The organism is Mediterraneibacter butyricigenes (assembly GCF_003574295.1).
GTDB classification, from domain to species: Bacteria; Bacillota; Clostridia; order Lachnospirales; family Lachnospiraceae; genus Mediterraneibacter_A; species Mediterraneibacter_A butyricigenes.
In genome coordinates this window covers 1374859-1397725 of record NZ_BHGK01000001.1, presented here as the reverse complement: position 1 = coordinate 1397725, position 22867 = coordinate 1374859, and the positions used below count along the sequence as shown (strand labels likewise).

Here is a 22867-nt window from a genome sequence, read left to right as displayed (position 1 = left end):
AAAAAGAATTTACATATATGAGCTGGACTGCTACAAGGTAGCATCCGAAGAGCAGATTCAGAGAATGCGTATCAGCCCGGAACGGTATTTTAATCTGGAAGGATTGCCATCAGAAGAACTTGCCGAAAAGTTGGAAGAATTTATATGGGAAAGAGGAAAAATGCTCGCACCGTCCAGCATGGCAAGTGAAGTGACCTATTATAATAATATTCGGGAATTTCTGATTGATCGGAAAATACAAAGCCTTGATGCCAGAGAAGAAGAAAAAATCATCCGTATGTTAAAAGGATGGATGCTGGAACGAGGATATGCTTTATCAAGCAAAAAATATCGGCCTGCATATGACAAAATAGGAATTGAAAGTCCTAGCATTGTAAGGCATATGAAAAAAATCTTGAAGTTTCTGGAAGAAGAGGATGGCAGGGATGAGCAGGAAAAAGATATCTGGACTCTTAAAAACTTCGATTTTCCTATTTATAGAAATCCAATCAAGAATACGGAAACGATTAACTTTACTAAAATTGTACAGCCAGATATTCGGGAAGAAGTAAAAAAAGTAATTTTTATGCATTTAAAATATTCCCCTTTAGGAACGATTCATAGTGAAATAGCTGCAGTAAAGCGGTTCTCAAAATTTCTTAAAAGAAAATATTTGGACATTCAATCGCTGCAGGATCTGGAACGGATGCATATAGAAGAGTATCTGATATATCTTCAGACGGAAGCACATGACCGGAAAAATTATAGATCTGACCTATATGCACTACGAAGGGTAATAGAAGATGTTGGGAATTTATATGAACGACAGTACATGAGCGAATTATTTCTGAGTAATGATTTCCCAAGTACACCAAGGCATGTATTCAAATTTTACTCAGATGCGGAAATCAAAAGATTAAACGAACACATTTTCAAAATGGATGAGCAGATATGTAGGGCACTGATTATCCATCAATTACTGGGAACGAGGATTTCAGATACGCTGACCTTAAAGACAGACTGCCTAAGCATGCGGAATAATCGATATTTTATAAGGATTGATCAGGTGAAGTCAGTCACCTATGAAAAAGCCATCAGTGAAGAAGTGGCACAACTGATTATGAAAGCAATTGATTATACAAAGGAACGGTATGGAGAAACAACTTACATTTTTGCAAAAAAAGATGATCCAACTAGGCCTTATCAATATAGCATGATTCAAAATCAGATTATGACAATGATCCGCCAGGAAGATATCCGGGATGATAATGGAGAGTTTCTGAAGTTTGGAACCCATATTTTTCGACATTGTTATGGAAAGAAATTGACAGAAATGCATGTGGATGACTGGATGATAGCTAAGCTACTGGGGCATACCTCCATATATTCGGTACATCATTATCGAAAAATTGGCAATAAACTGATGGCAGATGAAACGAGAGCTGCAAGAGAAAAAATGGACATGATCCTATTAGATATCATAGAAGGATGGGATGATTATGAAATATGATAAGATGGTAGCGATTACGCAGGCTGAGAGTCAGAGGAAGATGAATATTGCAAAAAATACAATATCTGATATGCTTAAAAATATGGAAAGAATTACCGTAGCAGAGCTGGTAAAAAGAACTGGGCTTTCTAGAGGATTTTTTTATAAAAATGAGCTTATCAGAAGAGAAATGGATGACGCAATACATAGACAGGAAGCAATTTTTAAGAATAGACATCCGGTTGCAATGGACAGAAAACTTGAAAATTCAGTAATTGAGTTGAAAATTGAATTGTTAAAAGCCAAAGCAGAGAACGAGAAATTAGCAGAACAAAATCAGGAATTGAAAAGAAAAAATGAACTGTTGCAGCAAGAACTAGAGAAATTGAATAAACGGGTCAGTAGGAAAGAAATTTCTGTTCTAAAAAAATTGTGAGAATGGTGTGGTACAAGTTTTTTGAGAGGACGATAATCTATGAAATACGATAAAATGGTCGAATGTAGTTTGGAACGTAGCAAACAGAAGGTAGAAACCGCAAAACGGGAAATTCAAGAAATGTTGGAATCAAAAGAAAAAATAACAGTTGCTGCATTGATTCAAAAAACAGGCTTTTCTAAAGGATTTTTTTATCGAAATGAAGAAATGCGCAGGGTGGTAAATGAAGCTATGCATCAACAGAGCGTAACGTATAATCCGAAACAGATTATTATTGATATGGCTATGGAAAGAACTTTAGTTAATGCAAAAACGACTATACAGGAATTGAAACTAAAAATAAAAAAATTGGAAAAAGAAAATGCAGAGTTGCGAGAAGAATTGGCAAGGGTAAGAAAAATATCTAAAGTATAAAAGGAAAAATTAAATATTTGAATTTGAATGATTCAAGGCAGAATGTACAGTAAAAAAGCAAGTACATTCTGTCTTGTTTTGTATAGATATGAATAAATAAAAATACTGGCTACAAAATGCACACAACATACAAAAAGTGCAAAAAACAAAGAAAATAGACGAATGATACGTTTTGGTCTATATGGTTAAATCCAGTGTTTATAAGGCTTTTGAGGCATGAAAAAGACAGGGGCTAAATTTATGGTCGTACTGATTGGTCTGGTTATTATTTTCAAGACCCAGCTCACCAATCTGGTAACCACAATTTTCGAGAAAATTACCAGCGAGAGTTCTACGATTTAAGCGGAGAAGTGACGGCTTTTCTGACGATTGTATTTGTTTTGCTCGCAGGATTTCTGTGTTCTCTCGTGGAGGCAGCCTCTATACAGTCAGAAAAGCATCTGAGCCGGGACAGAGTGGATATGGCGGTGTATTCGGTGTTTGGAGAATATGAAAAAGAACTATGGAAACGATATCATGTCTTTGGAATTGATATTGGCTATGAGTCGGGAGCGGGATCTGAACAGACGATAGAGAATCGTATTCGCTATTATGGAGCATTGGACTTTGCATTTGATTTTGAGGCATTGCAGTTACTGACCGATCATCAGGGAGAAGCGTTCTATCGTCAGGCAGTGCAGGATACAAGTTCCAGATATGGGATTGATATTGTGAAAGAGTTTATCGGAGACAGTTCGGGTTGGAAAGACCAGATGGAACAGGGAGAAGAGGATCTGGGAAAGAAAAATACGCTGGAAGACCAGTTCCGGGAAACCGGTACCTCAGAAGCACCGGAGTTCCCGGTTGAGACGGAAGATACCTGGAACTCCCAGATGTTGGAAAATCTGTTACCGGAAGAATTTCCACTTTCAAAACAGGCGGTGACTCTGGATGGAATGTCATCAAAAAGAGAACTGTATACAGGATATGGGGAAGTGCAGACAAAGAAAACCGATGGGGTTACAGATCGCCTGTTGTTTGATGAATATCTGCTGAAAAATTTCTCGAGCGCATTGTCGGATCTGTCTGAGACAGGGCTTTCCTACGAAGTGGAATATGTGCTTGGAGGAAAGGAAAGTGACAGAAAGAATCTGCAAGCGGTGGCGGAAAAACTGATCCTGTTCCGGTTTGCGGCAGATTATACATATCTGCTGTCGGATGAAGAAAAAAGGGCGGAAGCAGAAGGCGTTGCACTGACGGCATGTACCTTATTGCTGATGCCGGAGGCGGCGGAAGTGGTACAACAGCTTCTGTTACTTTTGTGGGCGTACAGGGAAGCCCAACAGGATGTCAGGATCCTTCTGACAGGCGGAAAAGTTTCTCTGGTAAAACAAAGGGACAACTGGCGGGTTCCGCTGCATGGGATTCTGAAAGAAAAGGAAGGGGCAACCGTGAAAACGGTGCAGGAATCAGAAGGACTGACCTATCAGGATTATCTCCGAATCTTATTATTTCTGATACCAAAAGCGACCGTGACGATGAGAGCACTGGACATTTTAGAGTGCGGAGTAAGACAAAAGGGAGGAAAACAGCAGTTCCGCGTGGATCTATGCATGACGGGAGTAAGAATTCGGAGCCGATATACCTTAAGTCATGGAATCTCCTATGAGTTTCCGGTGGAATTTTCCTATCAATAGACCTTCCGGGGGATAGCGGACCATCTTTCAAATCATTGAAAAAAGAATCTCTATATCGAACGTAAAATCAAAAAAAGAAATCAATAGAAAATCTGATAAGAAAGGGGGATTCCGGGTGCAATTCGCATTTGCCGGTCGGCAAATAAAAAACAGAAGAAAGATGGTCCGTTATGCCTCGGAAAAAAGAGGAAGTATAACTGTAGAAGCGGCACTGGCTGTTCCGATCTTTTTGTTTGCGGCAGTCTGTCTTCTCTGGTTGTTTGAGATTCGGGGGATTCAGACGACGGTCAGGATGGCGGCACATGCAGCAGCAAAACAGACAGCAGAAGAATCACTTTTGTTGCCGGAATTACAGAGTGTGATGTTTCGAAGTCATCTGATACGGGCAGCAGGAGAAGGAAGACTGGACAGGACACTGATAGAAGGCGGCAGCAGAGGAATCAAGTGCGGGAAGACCAGATTTAACCAGATCGGGCAGCTTCAGGTCTGTGTGGAGTATCGGGTGAAATTACCGCTGACATTTTTGGGAATTTCTCCGATGAAAATGAAAGAAGAGTTTCTACTGAAAAGCTGGACCGGGTATGAGATTTTTGGAGAACAAAGTGCAGCAGATGGAGAGATTGTATATATTACAGATTGGGCGTCTGTTTATCATGAGGCCTATGACTGCACGCATCTTCAGCTTACGGTTCAGGCGGTTCCAAGAAAGGAACTTGGAAGTTATCGGAATGAAAGCGGAGGAAAGTATCACGCCTGTGAAAAGTGTGGAAAATATCCCGGTATGGGGAACTGTTACATCACAGATCAGGGGGATAAATATCATAATTCGGTGAGTTGCAGTGGATTAAAACGAACGATTTATGCAGTGACCAAAGAAGAAGTAAAGGGAAAGAGAGGGTGTAGCAAGTGTACACATTAACAAAACAAATTGCGGCGGTTTTACTGATACTGGGATCCATACGGGATATCAGAAAGCGCAGCCTTCCGGTGTGGACGCTGTATGCAGTGGAAATCTTTGTGATGATCTGGGGAGTATGGAAACAGGAAGTGGTCTGGTGGGAAATAGCAGGAGGAATATTGATTGGAGCAGTCTTTTTGGGAATCAGTAAGTGGACCGGAGAAGCACTGGGGTATGCGGACAGTGGACTGATTTTGATTCTGGGAAGTTATCTGGGAATGTGGCAACTGATGATATTGTTATTGATTGCATTTTCCGTGGCGGCATTTTATGCAGCAATGGGAATGGTCATCGGAAATTTTCATCGAAAGTTTTCGGTTCCGTTTATTCCTTTTCTTACATTGGGCTATCTGTGGGTGGTGTTTCTATGTTAAAGGGGAACGCAACCTTAAAAAGTGCAGCATTAAAAGGTACAACCTTAAAAGGAAGTGCGACGATAGAAATGGCGTATATTATGCCTTTGTTCCTGTGGATGTTTCTGATGATTATGACGGCTGCTTTTTATTTCCACGACAAAGTGATTTTGTATGCGGCGGCCTATGAAACGGCAGTGACCGGGGCAGAACTGGAACGAAGAGAAGAATCGGATGAAGTGATTCTGGCAGAGCATTTTCAGGAACGAATAAAGGGGAAGCTGATCTTTTTTTCAGGAGCATCTGCAGAAATTGAAGAAAGTTTAGAAAAGGTTACGGTACGGATCAGCGCGCAAAAAGGAAAGTGGAGGATACAAGGAGAAGAAAGAGCGGCCGTTATGCGACCGGAAATTCTACTGAGACACAAAAGTAAGGAGGAGACCAGGTGAAGGTAAAAAAAGGAGCACGTCTGATTGTGGAGTATGAGGAAGAATATGAAGAGGATTTTCAGATTGCAATGCTTCGGAAAAACGAGATTCCGCATTTGTTGAAACTGGAAGTGGATGGGATCGGGAGAAAAACCCGCTTTTCCTATCAGGCGGAAGGGATGACCTCGATGGCAGTAAGGTTTGAAAAACGATCGATAAAAGAAGCAGATCTGAGAGAGTTCTTGATGCAGTATGAGGAGGCAAAAGAGGCAGTCAGAGATCATATGCTGATGACGGAATTTCTGTGGCTGGATCCGACGTATATTTATTATAGAGACGGAATCTATTGGTTTGCGTATCTTCCTGTTTTGAAAACTGGAGAGAGGGAGCAGTTTCATAAGTTTACAAATTTTCTGGTGCGAAAAATTGATTACCGGGATGTGGAGTGTATTCAACTGGCTCATCAGCTGAATCGTGAAAGTATGGAAGAAACGTTCTCGCTATCTGATTGTCTGGAACATTATGATCGATTGGAAACACGGGAAAACTGGGTGGTCAGAGAAGAGACACCGGTATTTGGCTCGGTGAAGGAGTCGGTAAAAGATATGAGCAGCAGAGAGCACGCAAAAAAATATGCTGGCGAATTCCATGACGGCAGTGATACTAAGCAACAGGAATGGTATGAAAGGGAAACATATGGGGAAAAACCAGATGGAAAGGAAGCAAATACGGAGTCGAATATGGAGGAAGAAATGATGCGGGAAGGACGTTTTCTGGATCCTTTCCATAAAACCTGGAGTCGAATCAGAAAAAGGCGTTGGGGAAGATGGCAGGATTTGATTCTGGAAAGTGATGGACAGGAGGATGAGAGTAGCCTATAATCAGGTACATGAGAATAGACAAAATACAGAAAGAAAATCGGATTACAATTGGATTATTGGCGGTCAATATACTGACCTTTATAGTGTTGTCGTTTCTTGGAGATACACAGAGCAGTCAGTTCATGTATGATCACGGCGCGGTTTTTGCACCTGCGGTGATTGAAAATGGAGAGTATTACAGGTTGTTTACCAGTATGTTCTTACATTTTGATTTTTCCCATTTGATGAACAATATGATCATGCTGGGTGCGCTTGGAACTACCGTGGAACCGGAACTGGGAAGTATAAAAACGCTTATCCTCTATTTGCTCAGCGGTCTGGGAGGCAATCTGCTGTCCCTTGGAGCGGATTGGACAAGTGGGGCTCTGGTGGTGTCAGCAGGTGCATCCGGAGCAATCTTTGGTCTGATGGGAGCCCTGGTGTGGCTGGTGATAAGAAATCGCGGAGGATACGGGCGGATTTACGGCAGGAGAGTCTATCTGATGGTCGGACTCAGCCTGTATTACGGATTTACCAGTACCGGCGTAGATAACTATGCCCATGTTGGCGGGCTGATCTGCGGATTCCTGCTTGCAATCTGTCTCTATCGCAAAAGAGGAAAAGAAAAAATTATAAGGGAAGAAAAACGGTAAAGGTACTTCCTTTTCCGGGAGCAGAAGTAACAGTAAGCGTGCCATGGTGTGCTTCGATGATCCGTTTGGAGAGAGAAAGACCGAGTCCGGTACCTTCCTGCTTGGTGGTATGGAATGCCTGAAAAATCTGATCCAGTTGATCTTGTTCAATTCCGCATCCGTTATCCCGGATGGAGATCTGGATGCCGGAAGTGTCGCAGCCGGAGGAGGCTGATAGCACAATCTCATCAGCCTGAGATTCCCGGGCGTTTTTCAACAGATTCAGAAGCACTTCGCGAAGCTTGATCTGATCTCCTGCATAGTCTTTGATAGCAGGATCGATACTGGAGCGAAAGCTGACAGAAGCGTTCTCTAAAGAAATTGCAAAGGACACTGCCACAGAGCGCAGCAGTTTCTGAAGGGAAAAAACCTGATAACGGAGCGTGCTGCCATTATTATAGGCAGAAAGTTCAGAAAGCAACTGACAGAGAAAATTCAGATCCTGCATTGTCTGATCCCAGTTGGAGAAATCACGGACCTCTGGATGAGTCTGCTCCATCAACTGCAAGGAAGAACTGATCAGCGTCAGGGGATTGCGGATTTCATGGGAGATTAAAGAGACGATGGTCTGATGATTTTGCAACAGCTGTTCAATGATATTTTTTGCTTCGGGATTGTGTTCCATGAGCCGGTTCATGCGGCAGATATCGATGTGACTTAACATAAAGAACCTCCGGGTATTAAATACAGTCTTTAGTTTATGCGTATTTCAAAATGGTATACAAAAAGCTTCAGGTTTAGTGTAGCATTGAAGAAACGGAAGATTCAATGACAAGGAAAGGTCAGGATTCGACAGGAAACAGACGGGATATGAGCTGAAAAAGGTTGATATTCCGTAAAATAAAGGAAAACAGTGCATGATATTCGACATTGAACAGTTATTTGGGGTATGCTACACTAAGAATATATGAATAAAATTTAGGAAAGAAGGGATTTCCATGAAAGACGCAGATTGTATTTTCTGTAAACTGGCCAATGGAGAAATTCCAACGGCTACATTGTATGAGGATGAGGAGTTTCGCGTGATCTTAGATGCCAATCCGGCTTCCAGAGGACATGCATTGATCCTGCCGAAGGAGCATTATCGCAACCTGTATGATCTGGATGATAAAACTGCATCTAAGGTATTGGTTCTTGCAAAAAAGATGGTGAATAAAATGAGACCGGTACTGGGATGTAGCGGATATAATCTGGTACAGAATAATGAAGAGGCAGCAGGACAGACTGTTTTCCATTTTCATATGCATATGATTCCGAGATATGAAAATGATCAGGTGGGTCTGGGATGGAAAATGAAGGAACTGACAGATCAGGAAAGAGATGAACTGCTGGAGCAGTTAAAAGACTGAAAATAATATAAGAATAAAATACGAAAAGACCTGGGGATAGAAAAAGTGACAGAGCACCAGTCATATCACGAGATTTATAATCTTTATAAAAAGCTCGTGTATACAGTAGCATTTAATTGTTGCCATGACGCTGCTACAGCAGAGAGTGTGACTCAGGATGTTTTTTCAGCATTATATATTCATTATGACAAGGTGGATAAAGAGAAAGTCAGGGCATGGTTGATCGTTACAGCGAAAAATCAAGCGTTGAATTATAAGAAAAAACAAGACAGAGAACTGTTATTGATTGATGACGAAAAACATGAGTCAAAAGAGTTGCCTGCGACCTCTTTTCCAAGTGCGGAAGAGGAAATGCTGAGAAGAGAACGAGAGAAACAGGCGCATGATCTTCATGAGAAAATCTGCATGGGTCTGATGGAGACAAATCCGAGATGGTATCAGGCAGTTGATCTGGTTTATCATCTGGGAATGCCACAGGCGGAAGTTGCTGCAGAACTGAACATGAATCTTCAAAGCCTGCATAGTATGCTGCACAGAGTGAGGGAATGGATACGAAAAGAATATGGCGTGGAATATCAAGAAATGAACCAGGAGTAGTAGAAAAAAACAGGTGTCGAATCGACACCTGTTTTATAAAATACGTCACGAAACGCACACTGATGTTATAAGAATTCATTTTCTGGAAGCATAGGTTACAGGCTATTTTTTTCGAACCTCTTCAATGATATTGGTGATGGTTTCGATGGAATTCTGTAAAGTTGATTTACGCATAGCGCTCATATAGGTATCGCGGTTTGCATAAAGATCACGGACGCTTTCCAGAAGAAGTTCTTTGCTTAATTCTTCCTCTTCGATCACAACACTGAATCCCTGACGTTCGAAAGAACGGGCATTCAGGATCTGATCTCCTCTGCTGGCATTTGCAGAAAGCGGGATCAGAAGGTTTGGCTTACGAAGTGCAAGAAGTTCGCAGATCGCATTGGCTCCGGCTCTGGAGATTACAACATCGGCAAGAGCAAAAATATCACGCAGCTCAGATTTGATATATTCAAACTGTGCGTAGCCTTCTACGTTGTTAAGGGATGCATCCAGTTTTCCTTTTCCGCAGAGGTGAATCACATGGAACTGCTCCAGAAGATCCGGAAGAGCAAGACGTACTGCGTTGTTGACAACCACGGAACCAAGACTTCCGCCGATGACGAGGATGACAGGCTTGTCTGCAGAGAAACCACAGAGATCAAGGGCGGCGATCTTGTTACCGGAGAGCAATTCCTGACGGATCGGAGAACCGGTCAGTACAGCTTTGTCAGCCGGAAGATGTTCCAGCGTTTCCGGGAAGTTACAGCAAACCTTTGCGGCAGATGGAAGGGACAACTTGTTGGCGAGTCCGGGCGTCATATCAGATTCATGGATGACAACAGGAACTTTATTTTTCTTTCCGGCAAGAACGACCGGAACAGAAACAAAGCCACCCTTTGAAAAGATAACATCCGGTTTCAGATCCCGGATCAGTTTGTTGGCTTCACTGAAACCCTTCAGGACACGGAAAGGATCACTGAAATTTTTCATACTGAAATAACGGCGAAGTTTACCGGAAGAAATTCCGTGATAAGGAATGCCGAAAGGTTCGATCAGTTCCTTTTCAATTCCGTTATAAGAACCAATGTATTGAATGTCATAGCCAAGCTCTTTCAGACGAGGCAGAAGAGCGATGTTCGGTGTGACATGTCCGGCGGTTCCGCCACCGGTCAGAATAATACGTTTCATATATAAAGACCTCCCAATTAAAATCAATGTAGAAACCCTTATCCTCGATGGATGAGCATACTTAGTTTCATATTAAACTTATTTACTGAAAAGTCAAGAAAAACTATAGGGCAAAAAGAGCAGGGTAAAAAGAGGACGTGACATGAAAGAAATTCAGAAATTGTCATTTGAAGAAGAATTGCAAAGAGAAGCAGATGCGATAGAAAAGGAACTGGAAGCAGATCCGGATCTTAAGGAACTGGAACTTCCGGAAGACTTCGACCGCAAAATGGAAGAGCGGCTCCGCGCGATAGAGAAAGAGCGGTCAGTGCAGAACACTGGTGCTGATGTCGAGAAACAAGAGGAACAACAGGAGGAATATGAGAGCTGTTTGTCAGAAGAAGACAGAGAAGCACTGGAACTGGGCAGAAAGATGCTGGAACAGAAGAAACGTCCGCACCGTCGGATTCCGAGAAAGGCAAAGGTATGGTTTCCATTGGCGGCATCTATGATTTTGGTTCTTGCATGTGGAATCACCAGTGTGGGAAGTAAGAGTTACTGGAAAAATCTATGGAAGAGAATGTTGGGCGAACAGAAGAATACCGTGATTAATGTGGAGGATATGGATACGATCGACGGGGATGATGGATTCTCTGCGATTAATTATGAAATAAAAGAAAAATTAGGAGTGTCTCCGGTATTACCGCTTGAACTGCCAGAAGGAACAAGTATTTTAAAATATGAAGTTAATGAAGAACAACAGATTGCAAAAATTTTTTATGAATTAAATAGTAAAAATATTTTATATGCAATATATTTGAATGATTCAGAATCTTCTTACAGCGAAAAGGTTTCAGATCACTTGACGGATGAATTTGATGTAAAAAACGAGAAACAGATGATTCATGTAACAGAATATCAAGTGAGAGGTACATCTGACTATCGCTACGTGACTTATTTTGAATATCAGGGAGTGCATTATCAACTGATGGGGATTATGAAACGGTCGGATTTTGAAGAAATTTTAAAAAATCTGTATTATTTTTAGAAATTAGCGTAAGTTTTTCTCTTCTCGATTGTCTATATAAGTAGAAGTACTTCAAAAAGAGAACGAGGGAGGAGAACACCATGCGAAAGAGAAGGTTGCCGGTGATCATGGCGCTGGCATTGATGTGTTGTCTGGTCATGCTTACGGGAAAAAGCGTAGAAGCCAGCGAGGGAGAAAAGATCGATGGATCTTATCTGACAGAGGGAGATTCATCAGCAGGAAAAGCAGTACTGAAGATGCGGGGCGTATACCTGATGACCGGCGACTGCTCAATCAGCAAAGCAGGACGAGGAAGGATTTATGTGTATGCATCTACTACGGCGAACATGACTGTAGATTATGTGGGAGTTAATGTATATGTGGATCAGTATAATGAAGAGACTGGAAAGTGGGAAAGAGTCACTGCGTGGAATGCAGAGGATGAAAACACGTATTACGTAAGTACTTCCAAGACTGTGACGGTAGACCGCGGATATTACTACCGGGTTCATGCGGATCACATCGCAGGTCCGGCCGATGGAGAAAAGGATTTAGGAAATTCTTTGACCGACGGTATCAAGATCGATTAGTAGATATGATTTGCAATGACCAGAGCATCCCCGGAAGGGGATTGCGCCAGCCGCTTCAGTTGTTTTGGTAACTATTAACATAAGCGAAAATGTATCGATTTGAACTGTCGATAGGAAGAGCAAAAAGATAGATACCTATTTCTGAGAATCCACATGCTTTAGTCCCGCGAGGGGCGCTTCAACTGGAGCGGCTGCCTCAATTCCTTTCTGGAATTGTATCATAAATACTAATTAGTATTTTCTAATGTAACAGTCTAAGCTTTGTCTAAAAAAGAAGCAGTCAGGAATTATTTCCCGGCTGCTTCTTTCAGTGCCTGTGCAAGCTGATCCGGACATGATGTGGATTTGAATCCGCATTTGATGCCTTCCATACGGGAGATGGCATCGTCTACATCCATGCCTTCTACCAGTCTTGCAACTCCCTGTGTATTTCCGCTGCATCCGCCATAGAACCGAACAGATTTCACTTTGTTATCTTCGATCTCAAAGGTGATCTTCTGTGAACAGACGCCTTTTGGAGTGTATTCCATAAGTCAGTCAACCTCCTATCTGAAAATTATAGAACTTTCTGTCGAAGTTGATTATAACAGACTTGAGCCAAAAAAACCAGACGGAGAAAAAACGTTCGACAGGGGTTCGACAGAATCCGGGAGTGCTTGAGGAAAAAGGGGCGGATAAATTTTCGGGAAGAGGCGAGCGAATGAACCGGATAAACAGCGAAACTGAAAGAGCAGGCGATCCTTGAAACGAAAGGAGAAGAAAAGAGGGAGTGACTGGAAAGAGGGAAAATCCGACAAAATCATCCATTCAGGAGAAGGGACTTGTAGAATCATGGCATACGATAATCGAACCTGCCGGACGGTGGATGCGCTATAATCAGTGCAGAGAAAAACAGGAGGAGCGATTATGTGGAATGTATGGACAGAAACTAATGGAATCTTTTATCTGATGGCAGTCGTTGGAGGAATCGGAATCCTAGCGAAGATCATCAGCAGTACGGCAACGAGGAAGCTGGAATATGCAGCGGCAAATATGTCAAAGAGTAATCACCGGCTGATGAAACTGGTGCGGGCGAAATATGAACATGCCTGCCTGGCACATGATACGGTGGACAACCCTGAAGTCTTCGTAGAAAAATATCTGCGGGAGTATCGATGCGTGGGATTGCGTTTACATAGCTGGCAGGAGGTGCAAAGGCAGAGTATCTGGTTTGCGGCATTGCTGGCGGTGTTTGGAATGGCGGTCTGGTATCATCAGCAGGGACTGGGAGAAATGATGTATCGCTATGGCATGACCGGTGCAGCAGAAGTGGTGCTTTTGTTTACCTTGTTTCGCCTGTCAAATGAATCTTATAAGCTGGAAATGATCCGAATTTACATGGTAGATTTTCTGGAAAATATCTACGTGCACCGGAATCAGAGAGTGCGGACTTATGAGCGGGAAAAATTAAATGTAATCAGCCCGGAGCCAACGGGAGCGACGGAAGGAAGAAATGCAGACGCAAGAGGGATGGAAAACAGAGGCGCAGAGCATGCCGATTCACTGGCAATTCAGATTGAGGAAGAGCAAAGAAATCCGGGCGTGTCCGGATCAGATCGTATGGAAAACGGAACGCATGCCGAGCGCAGAGAAATCGTTCGGGATCGGGGCGAAAATGCCCGTCAGGCGGTTCGGGAGATGATTAAGAAACCGGAGCAGGGAGGTTTTCTGAAAGGAAATGCACAGAAAGAAAATGTACAAAAAGAAAATGTACAAAGAGAAAGTATACAGAGAGAAAGTATGCAGAGGGAAAACGTTCTGAGGGACGGTGGACAGAAAGAGAGCGGAGGACGGGTTGCCATGTCGGAAGAAGAAACCCGGCGGAAAGAAGAAGCAATCCGGCATATTCTGGAAGAATTTCTTGCATAGAAAAAAGGCAACAGCAGTCCTGAAAAACAAGAAAAATCGCGCTGAATTGCCAAAGTCCGCTTCTTTACAAGAATATCACGTCATGATAAAATAATGCCTATGGGAACTTTAATCGTTGAAGAAAAAAGACAGGAAAGACCAAAGGAGGCACTATGATTAAATTATACGAAAACGGTGTGTATCTGAAAAACGGCACCGAGATTATCGAAGATAACGGAAGTGTGCAGGCTCCAATCCCGAAGGAAGAGGCAGCGAAAAATACGATCGCTTACGGAATTCTGGAAGCCCACAATACGTCTGGAAATATGGAAAATCTGCAGATCAAGTTTGATAAGCTGACTTCCCATGATATTACATTTGTCGGAATCATTCAGACCGCAAGAGCATCCGGGCTGGAGAAATTCCCGATTCCTTACGTGCTGACCAACTGCCACAACTCTCTGTGTGCAGTCGGCGGAACCATCAATGAAGATGACCACATGTTTGGTCTGACCTGTGCAAAGAAATACGGTGGAGTTTATGTACCGCCTCATCAGGCAGTTATCCATCAGTTTGCCCGTGAAATGCTGGCAGGCGGCGGACGCATGATCCTGGGATCTGACAGTCATACCCGTTACGGAGCACTGGGAACCATGGCGATGGGAGAAGGTGGACCGGAGCTGGTAAAACAGTTGCTGAACAAGACCTATGACATTAAGATGCCGGGCGTGATCGGTATTTATCTGGACGGCGAGCCGATGAAGGGCGTAGGACCGCAGGATGTGGCACTGGCAATCATCGGAGCTACATTTGGAAATGGCTATGTAAACAATAAAGTGATGGAATTTGTAGGACCTGGCGTGGAAAAACTGAGCGCAGATTTCCGAATCGGCGTAGACGTTATGACCACAGAGACAACCTGTCTGTCTTCCATCTGGAAAACAGATGAGAAGATTCGCGAATTCTACGAGATCCACGGACGTGAGGGTGACTATAAAGAACTGAATCCTGGAGCATGTGCTTACTATGATGGCATGGTTTATGTAAACTTAAGCGAGATCAAGCCGATGATCGCAATGCCGTTCCATCCGAGCAACACATATACCATTGATGAACTGAATGCGAATCTGAAAGATATTCTTCATGATGTAGAACAGAAAGCTCTTGTAAGTCTGGATGGAGCAGTGGATTATCGTTTACAGGATAAAGTAATTGATGGAAAATTGTATGTAGAGCAGGGAATCATTGCAGGATGTGCCGGTGGTGGATTTGAAAATATCTGTGCGGCAGCAGACATTATTAAAGGAAGAAACATCGGAGCCGATGAATTTACATTCAGTGTTTATCCGGCAAGTACTCCGATTTATATGGAACTGGTGAAAAACGGAGCGATCGCTGATCTGATGGAAGCAGGAACCATCGTGAAGACTGCATTCTGCGGACCGTGCTTCGGAGCTGGAGATACACCGGCAAACAATGCGTTGTCAATCCGTCACTCCACCAGAAACTTCCCGAACCGTGAAGGCTCCAAGCTGCAGAGCGGACAGATCTCTTCCGTTGCACTGATGGATGCACGTTCCATCGCAGCAACCGCAGCAAATAAGGGATTCCTGACACCGGCTACGGCAATGGATGTGGAATATAAGGGCCAGAAATATCATTTTGATTCTTCGATTTATGCAAATCGTGTCTTCGATAGTCACGGAGTTGCAGATCCGTCTGTTGAGATTAAGTTTGGACCGAACATCAAGGACTGGCCGGAAATGTCAGCATTGCCGGAGAACCTGATCCTGAAAGTGGTATCTGAGATCCACGATCCGGTTACAACAACCGATGAGCTGATCCCGTCAGGAGAGACTTCTTCTTATCGTTCCAATCCGCTGGGCCTGGCAGAGTTTGCGTTGTCCAGAAAGGATCCTGCATACGTAGGACGTGCCAAAGAAGTGCAGAAGGCGCAGAAAGCCATTGAAGCAGGAACATGTCCGCTGGATGCGTTAGAAGAGCTGAAACCGGTAGTTACGGCAATCCGCAAAGACTTCCCGGAAGTCGGAGAGGGAAACCTTGGAGTAGGAAGCACCATCTTTGCAGTGAAACCGGGAGATGGATCTGCAAGAGAGCAGGCGGCATCCTGCCAGAAAGTCTTAGGCGGATGGGCGAATATTGCAAATGAATATGCAACGAAACGTTATCGTTCCAACCTGATTAACTGGGGAATGCTTCCGTTTCTGACCGAGGAAGATCACGAAGCACTGTCCTTTAAGAATGGAGATTACATTTTCGTTCCGGAGATTCGCAAAGCAGTAGAAGACAAGAATTCTGAGATCAAAGCTTATGTGGTTGACGGAGAGAATTTGAAAGAAATTCAGTTGAAGTTAGGAGATATGACGGACACAGAACGTGAGATCATCCTGAAAGGATGCCTGATCAATTATTATAGAGGTTAAAATGTTTGAAGAGTGGACAGGCGCAAAACTCTGGGATGTTGACAACGAAGAAAAATAAAAAATAGAAATAGTAGAAGAAAGTGTTGCATCTTTTTTGATATAATGAGAAAAAGATGCAACACTTTTTGGCGTTTCAGACTCTTATATTATAAAAGAGAATATGAACGGAGAGGAGGGAGCTTCATGTATCAGTTTGAAGAAACCGACAGGCTCTGGATCCGAAAGGCGAAAAAAGGGGATGCCCATGCATTTGCCTGTCTTTACGGAAAGATTTATCGGGATCTGTACCGGTTTGCTCTTGGAATGATGAAGCATCCGCAGGATGCGGAAGATGCAGTCAGTGAGGCGGTGCTCAGTGCTTTTCGCTATATGTCTGGCTTGAAGAAGGATGAGGCTTTTGGAAGCTGGATGTTTCGGATTTTGAGTAATGTCTGTAAGAAACATCTGTTAGAGCGACAGAAGCATCAGGATTACAGCGTACATAGGAATGAGAGGGACACGGTAGGCTGTACGGATGGAAGCGGAGCGTCTGCAGGAAAAGAAGGAAATGGAGACAGCGACGTAGCAGGAAACCTGGATGCAGAGGGAATCTCTGAAATACAGAAAAATGCAGAGATTCCGGAAAATGCAGAGAAGGGGAAAGTTGGAACGGCTGTTAAGGGCAGAAGGGGGCAAATGGATCCCCGACCAATCGGAAGCGATCCGGACGTGGTTCCGGGACCGGAAGAGACTGTGCTTAAGTATCAAGAAGTGAGAGAAGCTTACCTGCAATTAACAGAAGAAGAACGACTGATCGTGGGTCTGTCTGTATTCGGAGGATATAACAGCAAGGAGATCGGGGAGAGTCTGACACTGAATCCGGCAACCGTTCGTTCCAAACGGAGCCGGGCGTTGGAGAAGATGAGAAAGAGTCTGGAAAAGGAGAAGTGATCTTATGGATGAAAAAGAAAAGAGATTACTGGAAGAAATAGAAGCATCCTGTCAGGAGACGGAGATCCCGGAAGGATTGAAGCCGGAGGAGATGGAAAAGCGTCTGGAAGCGGTGAGCGAGGAAATGCGGAAAGAAACGAAACATACAGGACTCATTGGGAAATATGCGGTAGTAGCGGCAGCAGCCATCCTTGTGGTGGGACTTGCCGGTACCGGTATCTGGAAGCTGAATCTGGGGACGAAGACCGCAGACCAGGTGAAAGAGCAGGCAAAGGTGTCAATCGAAGAACTGGAAGATCAGAAAGCGTCTGCTAAAGTGGAGACTGCGAAGAATTATGAAGAAGTCTATAATGAGATGTTAGGCGATCAGTCTGACAGTGACAAGGAATCCACCAGCAGTTCTGCGTCCACAGCGGACAGTGCGGTGGACAGTGATTTTGGAGTTTCGGCAAATGGGTCACAGGAGATCGCAACGCTGGAAGGTGGCGCTGCGTCAAACGGAACAGATAAGGCTGTAGCATCCGGAGCAGGATATCTGGATACCAATACCCGGGAGGAAGAAGTTGGAGAGGCGGACATTGTAAAGACGGATGGAAACTATCTCTACATTTTATATGGAAATAAGATCCGAATTCTGGATATCCGGAACCCGGAGATGGAAGAACTTGGAATGATCCGGATTGGAGGAAATACAGATCCGGTAGAGTTGTATGTAAAAGATGACCGACTGGTGGTCTTTTATAACGAGACGGTGCAGAAGAATTCCGATCAGGCTGAGGACAGCAGTGCTTATGGAGCGGATTATCAGAGTTATACCGTGGCAGAAACCTATGATCTTTCTGACCGCAGGGAACCGGTGAGCCTGGGGAGTGTACAGCTTGGCGGATATTACCGGACAGTGCGGATCAGTGGAGATTATATCTATCTGTTCAGTGACTATTATGCTGATTATAATGCAAACAGAAAAGTGGCGGAAAGTTATATCCCGACGGTTCAGGGCAAGACGATCGCCAGCAACTGTATTTTCCTGCCGGGAACTATCGGAACCAACCAGTTTCTGGTGGTGGGATCCTTCTCACTGAAAGATCCGACTCAGATCATCGACAGCAAAGCCATTTTATCCAATGGCGGTGACTGTTATGTCAGCGAAGACAATATTTATGTTTATGAATATGTGTATGATGAAAAGGAAGATTATGATCAGACCCTGATTCGTAAGATCAGCTATAAAGAAGGCAAGTTAAAAGGCGTTGCCCAGACCAAAATCTGGGGGCAGGTGAAAGATTCCTTCTGTATCGACGAGTATGACGGTAATCTTCGTTTGGTTACGACGGTGAACCCTGTGTATCATTACGGAAAAGACGGGGGTATTGAACTGTACGATGCGTCTGTAGAAGAAAATGGATCCAGCAATGCTTTATATATTCTGGATAAGAAGCTGAATGTAACTGGAAAGATCGAAAAATTGGCACCGAATGAAGAGGTATATTCCGCAAGGTTTATGGGGAAGACGGCATATTTTGTGACGTATGAGCAGGTGGATCCGTTGTTTTCTGCGGATCTGTCCGATCCGCAGAATCCGAAGATCTTAGGAGCATTGAAGATTCCGGGATTTTCAGATTATCTTCACGGATATGGGGAAGGAAGGCTGTTGGGAATCGGAATGGAGACGGACGAGGCAGGAGCTCAGGACGGAGTGAAGTTGTCTCTGTTTGACATTTCGGATCCGACAGATGTGACAGAAGTGCAAAAGACGGTACTGGAAGGCTTCTATGCCACAGATCTTTCCTATAATTACAAACTGGCAGCGATCGATTCGAAGCAGAACTTGATTGGATTTTCGGCGTATGGTGACGGTACCCATTACTTCATTTATCGTTATGATGAAAAGGAAGGATTTGTCTGTGTACTGGATAAAGAAGTGAACAGTTACGGTTCCGAGATCCGGGGATTGTATGCCGGAAACCGGTTCTATCTGGTACAGGGCAATGCAGTAGAGTCCTTTGATCTGAATACATTTGATAAAATAGATGATATCGTGTTATGATAAGATAAGAGGTAAAAACGATGATTTTTGATACACATGCACATTATGATGACGAACAGTTTGATCCGGACAGAGAGGAACTGCTGGCGGGAATGCCGGCTCAGGGAATTGGTGGCGTGGTAAACGCAAGTGCCACGGTGGCTTCCTGGGATTCCGTCGTTGCCCTGACGGAAAAGTATCCGTTTCTTTACGGGATGATCGGAGTCCATCCGGATGAAGTGGGAGATCTGAATGAAGAGAAGTTCGCCCGAATGAAAGAACTGCTGCAAAAGCCGAAGATCGTAGCCGTTGGCGAGATTGGTCTGGACTATTACTGGGATAAGGAAGCAAGAGAACTTCAGAAAGACTGGTTTGTAAGACAGCTGGAGCTGGCGCGAGAACTGGATCTTCCGGTGAATGTACACAGCCGGGAGGCGGCAGCAGACACGATGGAGATCTTAAAAGATTATGGCAGACCGGGGAAACTTCTGCTGCACTGTTATTCCTATTCGCCGGAGATGGCTTTGGAATATGTAAAGATGGGCTATCTTTTGGGAATCGGAGGAGTCGTAACCTTTAAAAACGGAAAGAAATTAAAGGAGACGGTAGCAAAAGTACCGATCGAACATCTGGTGCTGGAGACAGACAGTCCTTATCTGAGTCCGGAACCTTTCCGGGGGAAGCGTAACTCGTCTTTGTGGCTGAAATATGTGGTGCAGGAGATCGCACAGTTGAAAGGCATTTCGGAAGAAGAAGTGGAGCGTATTACCATGGAAAATGCAAAGAGATTCTATGGAATCTGATGGTGTATGAATCTACAGATCCGGGAAATTCTGAGTAAAAGCAGAGAATGAAACCTGAACGGAATGAAGATACAGAGCGAAGTTGAGGAAAGAATGCAAGAAGCGTAAAATTAATGTAGTAGATAAAGAAGAGAATGGAACAAAGAGAAAAAGAAGGAGTCAGAATCAGGTATGGAACCAACCTTAGGAAATCCGCAGAACACCATTGCGGTATTGCAAAAATATCATTTTAATTTTCAGAAGAAATTCGGGCAGAATTTTCTGATCGATCCCCATGTGCTCGACAAGATCATCGGGGCAGCAGGTATCACAAAAGACGATATGGTGCTGGAGATTGGACCGGGAATCGGAACGATGACGCAGTATCTGTCCTGTGCGGCCAGACGGGTAGTGGCAGTGGAGATCGATAAGAACCTGATTCCGATCCTGGAAGATACATTGCAAGGGTTTGACAATGTGGAAGTGATCAATGAAGATGTGCTGAAACTAGATCTGGCAAAGCTGGCACAGGAAAAAAATGACGGGAAGCCGTTAAAGGTGGTAGCAAATCTTCCGTATTATATTACAACCCCTATTATCATGGGATTGTTTGAGAATCAGGTTCCGGTCAGCTCCATTACAGTTATGGTGCAAAAAGAGGTGGCAGATCGGATGCAGGCTGGACCCGGAACCAAGGATTACGGTGCACTTTCTCTTGCGGTACAGTATTATGCTTCCCCTTATATTGCGGCAAATGTACCACCGAACTGCTTTATGCCGAGACCGAAGGTTGGATCTGCGGTGATCTGTCTCACCCGCTATCAGAAGCCACCGATTCAGGTGGAGGATGAGAAGCTGATGTTCCGGATCATTCGAGCGTCTTTCAACCAGCGCAGAAAAACACTGGCAAACGGGATGAAGAATTCTCCGGAACTGGATTATACCAAAGAGCAGATCGAGGGGGCAATCCTTTCGACCGGTCAGAAGGTGAATGTAAGAGGCGAGGCCCTGACTCTGGAAGAATTTGCACAGATCACAAATTATCTGACGGCTTTGTAAGAATGTTAGTTTACAAAGTTTTAATACTTGAAAAGTTGTACAAATTGAGAATATTTAGTATAATATTGTAATCGGATAAATCTCCTGGCGGATGGCAGCATCTTGTCAGGAGATATTATTAAAGTGATGAAAGATATAAATGTTATGAGAAACGGAGAAGCAAAAGAGGACCGAAAAGCTGAATAAGATAATATGGCAAGTCTTAACCTGCCACAGCGAGTAAGATAAGGCTGGCGGTGAGATAAATGGTAAGGAAAGGATGAGTCATAGTAGAAGGCGAGAGATCCGGAATCGGCCGGAAAGTCCGGTGAAGACGTGTGGTTAAATGAGAAGGGAGCAGTTGAATGGCAGAAAAAATAGAGCAGATTTTATTTGAAAACACGCCGGAAATTAATGATTTAGCAAAATTATGTATCGAGCATAACAACATTGAGAGAGACCTTTATGCGAAATATGAAGTCAAACGAGGACTTCGAGATTTGAACGGAAAAGGGGTTCTGGCGGGACTGACCAATATTTCCGATGTATGTGCGAAGAAGATCGTGAACGGGGAAGAGGTTCCGTGTGCGGGTAATCTGTATTACCGCGGATATAATATTAAGGATCTGGTAAAAGGATTCCTGGATGCGAAACATTCCGGATTTGAAGAGATCGCGTACCTGCTTCTGTTCGGAGAACTGCCGACAGAGCAGCAACTGGCAGATTTTAATGGATTGTTGGGCAAGAGAAGATCGCTGCCGCCGACTTTCGTGCGGGATGTAATTATGAAAGCAACCAGCCATGATATGATGAATAATATAGCACGTTGTATTTTGCAGTTGTATTCTTATGATGATAAGGCAGATGATACTTCGATTCCAAATGTACTTCGTCAGTGTCTGAACCTGATCAGCCAGTTCCCGATGCTGATGGTATACGGTTATCATGCCTATAATTACCGGATGGGACAGGATTTGTACATTTACGCACCGGATCCGACAAAATCCACGGCGGAAAATATTCTGATGATGCTGAGAGAAGACCGGAAATATACCAAGTTGGAAGCAAAGATTCTGGATATGGCACTGGTACTTCATATGGATCACGGCGGTGGTAACAACTCCACCTTTACGACCCATGTGGTAACCTCTTCCGGAACCGATACGTATTCGACGATCGCAGCAGCGATGGCTTCCTTAAAAGGTCCGAAACATGGTGGTGCCAACATTAAAGTGACCCAGATGTTTGAGGACATGAAAGTACAGGTGAAAGACTGGACCGATGAAGATGAGGTTCGTCGTTATCTGGAAGCTTTATTGAATAAAGAAGCATTTGATAAAAAGGGACTGATCTATGGAATGGGTCATGCGATTTATTCCGTATCGGATCCTCGTGCGGATATCTTTAAGAAATTTGTAAAACAGCTTGCGAGAGAAAAAGGCTGTGAGAAAGAGTATGCACTGTATGAGCTGGTAGAGCATATGGCACCGGAAGTCATTGCAGAGAAGCGTAAGATGTACAAGGGAGTTAATGCAAACGTGGACTTTTACAGTGGTCTGGTATACAGTATGCTGGATCTTCCGAAACAGCTCTATACTCCGATTTTTGCAACGGCACGTATCGTAGGATGGAGCGCACATCGACTGGAAGAGTTGGAGAATGTGGATAAGATTATTCGTCCGGCATACAAACCGCTGGCAGATTATAAAGAATACGTAAAACTGAAAGATCGCTAAAAGACAAATGGATGAAAACAGCAGAAA

24 protein-coding genes and 1 pseudogene are annotated in these 22867 nt (G+C 43.8%); 22 read left to right on the top strand and 3 right to left on the bottom strand.

Annotated features, from left to right (window positions below; all coding sequences use genetic code 11):
* The first annotated feature begins 103 nt into the window (after positions 1-103).
* The 10 genes and pseudogenes from KGMB01110_RS06830 to KGMB01110_RS06785 all read left to right on the top strand — a co-directional run bounded on the left by KGMB01110_RS06830 (position 104) and on the right by KGMB01110_RS06785 (position 7246).
* Positions 104-1489, top strand: a complete 1386-nt coding sequence (locus KGMB01110_RS06830; RefSeq protein ID WP_330508059.1) for a tyrosine-type recombinase/integrase — start codon at positions 104-106, stop codon at positions 1487-1489.
* Positions 1479-1904, top strand: a complete 426-nt coding sequence (locus KGMB01110_RS06825) for a DUF6262 family protein (RefSeq protein ID WP_226969289.1) — start codon at positions 1479-1481, stop codon at positions 1902-1904. The genes KGMB01110_RS06830 and KGMB01110_RS06825 overlap by 11 nt, the downstream gene beginning before the upstream one ends.
* 39 nt (positions 1905-1943) lie before the next feature.
* A complete protein-coding gene (locus tag KGMB01110_RS06820; RefSeq protein WP_029730553.1) occupies positions 1944-2318 on the top strand; it encodes a DUF6262 family protein in 375 nt (124 codons plus the stop codon).
* 240 nt (positions 2319-2558) lie between these two features.
* A pseudogene (locus tag KGMB01110_RS15530) lies at positions 2559-2660 on the top strand (Flp1 family type IVb pilin); the annotation flags it as partial.
* Positions 2661-2668: 8 nt separating this feature from the next.
* Complete coding sequence (locus tag KGMB01110_RS06810) at positions 2669-3994, top strand: DUF5702 domain-containing protein (protein ID WP_119297894.1); 1326 nt, start codon at positions 2669-2671, stop codon at positions 3992-3994.
* A 115-nt stretch (positions 3995-4109) separates the two neighbouring features.
* Positions 4110-4913 (top strand): TadE/TadG family type IV pilus assembly protein, encoded by an 804-nt coding sequence (locus tag KGMB01110_RS06805; protein ID WP_119297893.1) that lies wholly within the window; start codon positions 4110-4112, stop codon positions 4911-4913.
* The gene (locus KGMB01110_RS06800) at positions 4901-5326 is read left to right on the top strand and encodes a prepilin peptidase (RefSeq protein ID WP_117888744.1); all 426 of its coding nucleotides are present in this window, start codon (positions 4901-4903) and stop codon (positions 5324-5326) included. Before KGMB01110_RS06805 ends, KGMB01110_RS06800 begins: the two co-directional genes overlap by 13 nt.
* The gene (locus tag KGMB01110_RS06795; protein WP_119297892.1) at positions 5320-5754 is read left to right on the top strand and encodes a TadE family protein; all 435 of its coding nucleotides are present in this window, start codon (positions 5320-5322) and stop codon (positions 5752-5754) included. The genes KGMB01110_RS06800 and KGMB01110_RS06795 overlap by 7 nt, the downstream gene beginning before the upstream one ends.
* A complete protein-coding gene (locus KGMB01110_RS06790; RefSeq protein WP_119297891.1) occupies positions 5751-6614 on the top strand; it encodes a DUF6382 domain-containing protein in 864 nt (287 codons plus the stop codon). Before KGMB01110_RS06795 ends, KGMB01110_RS06790 begins: the two co-directional genes overlap by 4 nt.
* Positions 6615-6622: 8 nt before the next feature.
* Positions 6623-7246, top strand: coding sequence for a rhomboid family intramembrane serine protease (locus KGMB01110_RS06785; protein WP_117604193.1), 624 nt, complete (start codon positions 6623-6625; stop codon positions 7244-7246).
* Here the strand turns inward: KGMB01110_RS06785 and KGMB01110_RS06780 are convergent.
* Complete coding sequence (locus tag KGMB01110_RS06780; RefSeq protein ID WP_119297890.1) at positions 7224-7949, bottom strand: sensor histidine kinase; 726 nt, start codon at positions 7947-7949, stop codon at positions 7224-7226. The genes KGMB01110_RS06785 and KGMB01110_RS06780 overlap by 23 nt on opposite strands.
* A 274-nt stretch (positions 7950-8223) precedes the next feature.
* On the opposite strand from KGMB01110_RS06780, the gene KGMB01110_RS06775 reads away from it, so the two are divergent.
* Positions 8224-8634: an HIT family protein gene (locus tag KGMB01110_RS06775; protein ID WP_117604195.1), complete on the top strand. Its 411-nt coding sequence runs from the start codon at positions 8224-8226 to the stop codon at positions 8632-8634.
* A 45-nt stretch (positions 8635-8679) separates the two neighbouring features.
* Entirely contained in the window at positions 8680-9231 is a 552-nt protein-coding gene (locus KGMB01110_RS06770; protein WP_170141698.1) for an RNA polymerase sigma factor, read from the top strand.
* 102 nt (positions 9232-9333) lie between these two features.
* Here KGMB01110_RS06770 and KGMB01110_RS06765 read toward each other — a convergent pair whose 3' ends face one another.
* On the bottom strand, positions 9334-10401 hold the full coding sequence (locus tag KGMB01110_RS06765; RefSeq protein WP_119297888.1) for an undecaprenyldiphospho-muramoylpentapeptide beta-N-acetylglucosaminyltransferase: 1068 nt from the start codon (positions 10399-10401) through the stop codon (positions 9334-9336).
* 142 nt (positions 10402-10543) lie between these two features.
* Here KGMB01110_RS06765 and KGMB01110_RS06760 point away from each other — a divergent pair, with 142 nt between their 5' ends.
* Entirely contained in the window at positions 10544-11428 is an 885-nt protein-coding gene (locus KGMB01110_RS06760; RefSeq protein WP_119297887.1) for a DUF4367 domain-containing protein, read from the top strand.
* 80 nt (positions 11429-11508) lie between these two features.
* Complete coding sequence (locus tag KGMB01110_RS06755; protein WP_119297886.1) at positions 11509-11997, top strand: DUF6147 family protein; 489 nt, start codon at positions 11509-11511, stop codon at positions 11995-11997.
* Positions 11998-12284: 287 nt separating this feature from the next.
* Here the strand turns inward: KGMB01110_RS06755 and KGMB01110_RS06750 are convergent, their stop codons facing one another.
* The gene (locus tag KGMB01110_RS06750; RefSeq protein WP_117604199.1) at positions 12285-12527 is read right to left on the bottom strand and encodes a TIGR03905 family TSCPD domain-containing protein; all 243 of its coding nucleotides are present in this window, start codon (positions 12525-12527) and stop codon (positions 12285-12287) included.
* 239 nt (positions 12528-12766) lie between these two features.
* Here KGMB01110_RS06750 and KGMB01110_RS15025 point away from each other — a divergent pair, with 239 nt between their 5' ends.
* The 8 genes from KGMB01110_RS15025 (at position 12767) to KGMB01110_RS06710 (ending at position 22840) form a co-directional block, all read left to right on the top strand.
* A complete protein-coding gene (locus KGMB01110_RS15025) occupies positions 12767-12946 on the top strand; it encodes a hypothetical protein (RefSeq protein ID WP_119297885.1) in 180 nt (59 codons plus the stop codon).
* Complete coding sequence (locus KGMB01110_RS06740; RefSeq protein ID WP_119297884.1) at positions 12904-13905, top strand: hypothetical protein; 1002 nt, start codon at positions 12904-12906, stop codon at positions 13903-13905. The genes KGMB01110_RS15025 and KGMB01110_RS06740 overlap by 43 nt, the downstream gene beginning before the upstream one ends.
* Positions 13906-14057: 152 nt before the next feature.
* Complete coding sequence (locus KGMB01110_RS06735; protein ID WP_117888753.1) at positions 14058-16328, top strand: hydratase; 2271 nt, start codon at positions 14058-14060, stop codon at positions 16326-16328.
* A 183-nt stretch (positions 16329-16511) separates the two neighbouring features.
* On the top strand, positions 16512-17258 hold the full coding sequence (locus KGMB01110_RS06730; RefSeq protein WP_170141697.1) for an RNA polymerase sigma factor: 747 nt from the start codon (positions 16512-16514) through the stop codon (positions 17256-17258).
* A gap of 4 nt (positions 17259-17262) precedes the next feature.
* Positions 17263-19305, top strand: coding sequence for a beta-propeller domain-containing protein (locus KGMB01110_RS06725; protein WP_119297882.1), 2043 nt, complete (start codon positions 17263-17265; stop codon positions 19303-19305).
* A 20-nt stretch (positions 19306-19325) separates the two neighbouring features.
* Positions 19326-20087 carry a TatD family hydrolase gene (locus KGMB01110_RS06720; protein WP_119297881.1) on the top strand — a complete coding sequence of 254 codons (762 nt, stop codon included), beginning with the start codon at positions 19326-19328 and terminating at the stop codon, positions 20085-20087.
* 171 nt (positions 20088-20258) lie between these two features.
* Positions 20259-21125: a 16S rRNA (adenine(1518)-N(6)/adenine(1519)-N(6))-dimethyltransferase RsmA gene (gene rsmA, locus KGMB01110_RS06715; protein ID WP_117604204.1), complete on the top strand. Its 867-nt coding sequence runs from the start codon at positions 20259-20261 to the stop codon at positions 21123-21125.
* A 344-nt stretch (positions 21126-21469) separates the two neighbouring features.
* Positions 21470-22840, top strand: coding sequence for a citrate/2-methylcitrate synthase (locus KGMB01110_RS06710; RefSeq protein WP_119297880.1), 1371 nt, complete (start codon positions 21470-21472; stop codon positions 22838-22840).
* Positions 22841-22867: the final 27 nt, after the last annotated feature.

Excerpts from the sequence above, each read along its gene's own strand:
- KGMB01110_RS06775 (WP_117604195.1), top strand. The coding sequence starts at position 8,224 with ATGAAAGACGCAGATTGTATTTTCTGTAAACTGGCCAATGGAGAAATT.
- KGMB01110_RS06735 (WP_117888753.1), top strand. The coding sequence starts at position 14,058 with ATGATTAAATTATACGAAAACGGTGTGTATCTGAAAAACGGCACCGAG.
- KGMB01110_RS06740 (WP_119297884.1), top strand. The coding sequence starts at position 12,904 with ATGTGGAATGTATGGACAGAAACTAATGGAATCTTTTATCTGATGGCA.
- rsmA (WP_117604204.1), top strand. The coding sequence starts at position 20,259 with ATGGAACCAACCTTAGGAAATCCGCAGAACACCATTGCGGTATTGCAA.
- KGMB01110_RS06795 (WP_119297892.1), top strand. The coding sequence starts at position 5,320 with ATGTTAAAGGGGAACGCAACCTTAAAAAGTGCAGCATTAAAAGGTACA.
- KGMB01110_RS06765 (WP_119297888.1), bottom strand. The coding sequence starts at position 10,401 with ATGAAACGTATTATTCTGACCGGTGGCGGAACCGCCGGACATGTCACA.
- KGMB01110_RS06785 (WP_117604193.1), top strand. The coding sequence starts at position 6,623 with ATGAGAATAGACAAAATACAGAAAGAAAATCGGATTACAATTGGATTA.
- KGMB01110_RS06780 (WP_119297890.1), bottom strand. The coding sequence starts at position 7,949 with ATGTTAAGTCACATCGATATCTGCCGCATGAACCGGCTCATGGAACAC.
- KGMB01110_RS06710 (WP_119297880.1), top strand. The coding sequence starts at position 21,470 with ATGGCAGAAAAAATAGAGCAGATTTTATTTGAAAACACGCCGGAAATT.
- KGMB01110_RS06750 (WP_117604199.1), bottom strand. The coding sequence starts at position 12,527 with ATGGAATACACTCCAAAAGGCGTCTGTTCACAGAAGATCACCTTTGAG.
- KGMB01110_RS06720 (WP_119297881.1), top strand. The coding sequence starts at position 19,326 with ATGATTTTTGATACACATGCACATTATGATGACGAACAGTTTGATCCG.
- KGMB01110_RS06820 (WP_029730553.1), top strand. The coding sequence starts at position 1,944 with ATGAAATACGATAAAATGGTCGAATGTAGTTTGGAACGTAGCAAACAG.
- KGMB01110_RS06760 (WP_119297887.1), top strand. The coding sequence starts at position 10,544 with ATGAAAGAAATTCAGAAATTGTCATTTGAAGAAGAATTGCAAAGAGAA.
- KGMB01110_RS06725 (WP_119297882.1), top strand. The coding sequence starts at position 17,263 with ATGGATGAAAAAGAAAAGAGATTACTGGAAGAAATAGAAGCATCCTGT.
- KGMB01110_RS06825 (WP_226969289.1), top strand. The coding sequence starts at position 1,479 with ATGAAATATGATAAGATGGTAGCGATTACGCAGGCTGAGAGTCAGAGG.
- KGMB01110_RS06730 (WP_170141697.1), top strand. The coding sequence starts at position 16,512 with ATGTATCAGTTTGAAGAAACCGACAGGCTCTGGATCCGAAAGGCGAAA.
- KGMB01110_RS06755 (WP_119297886.1), top strand. The coding sequence starts at position 11,509 with ATGCGAAAGAGAAGGTTGCCGGTGATCATGGCGCTGGCATTGATGTGT.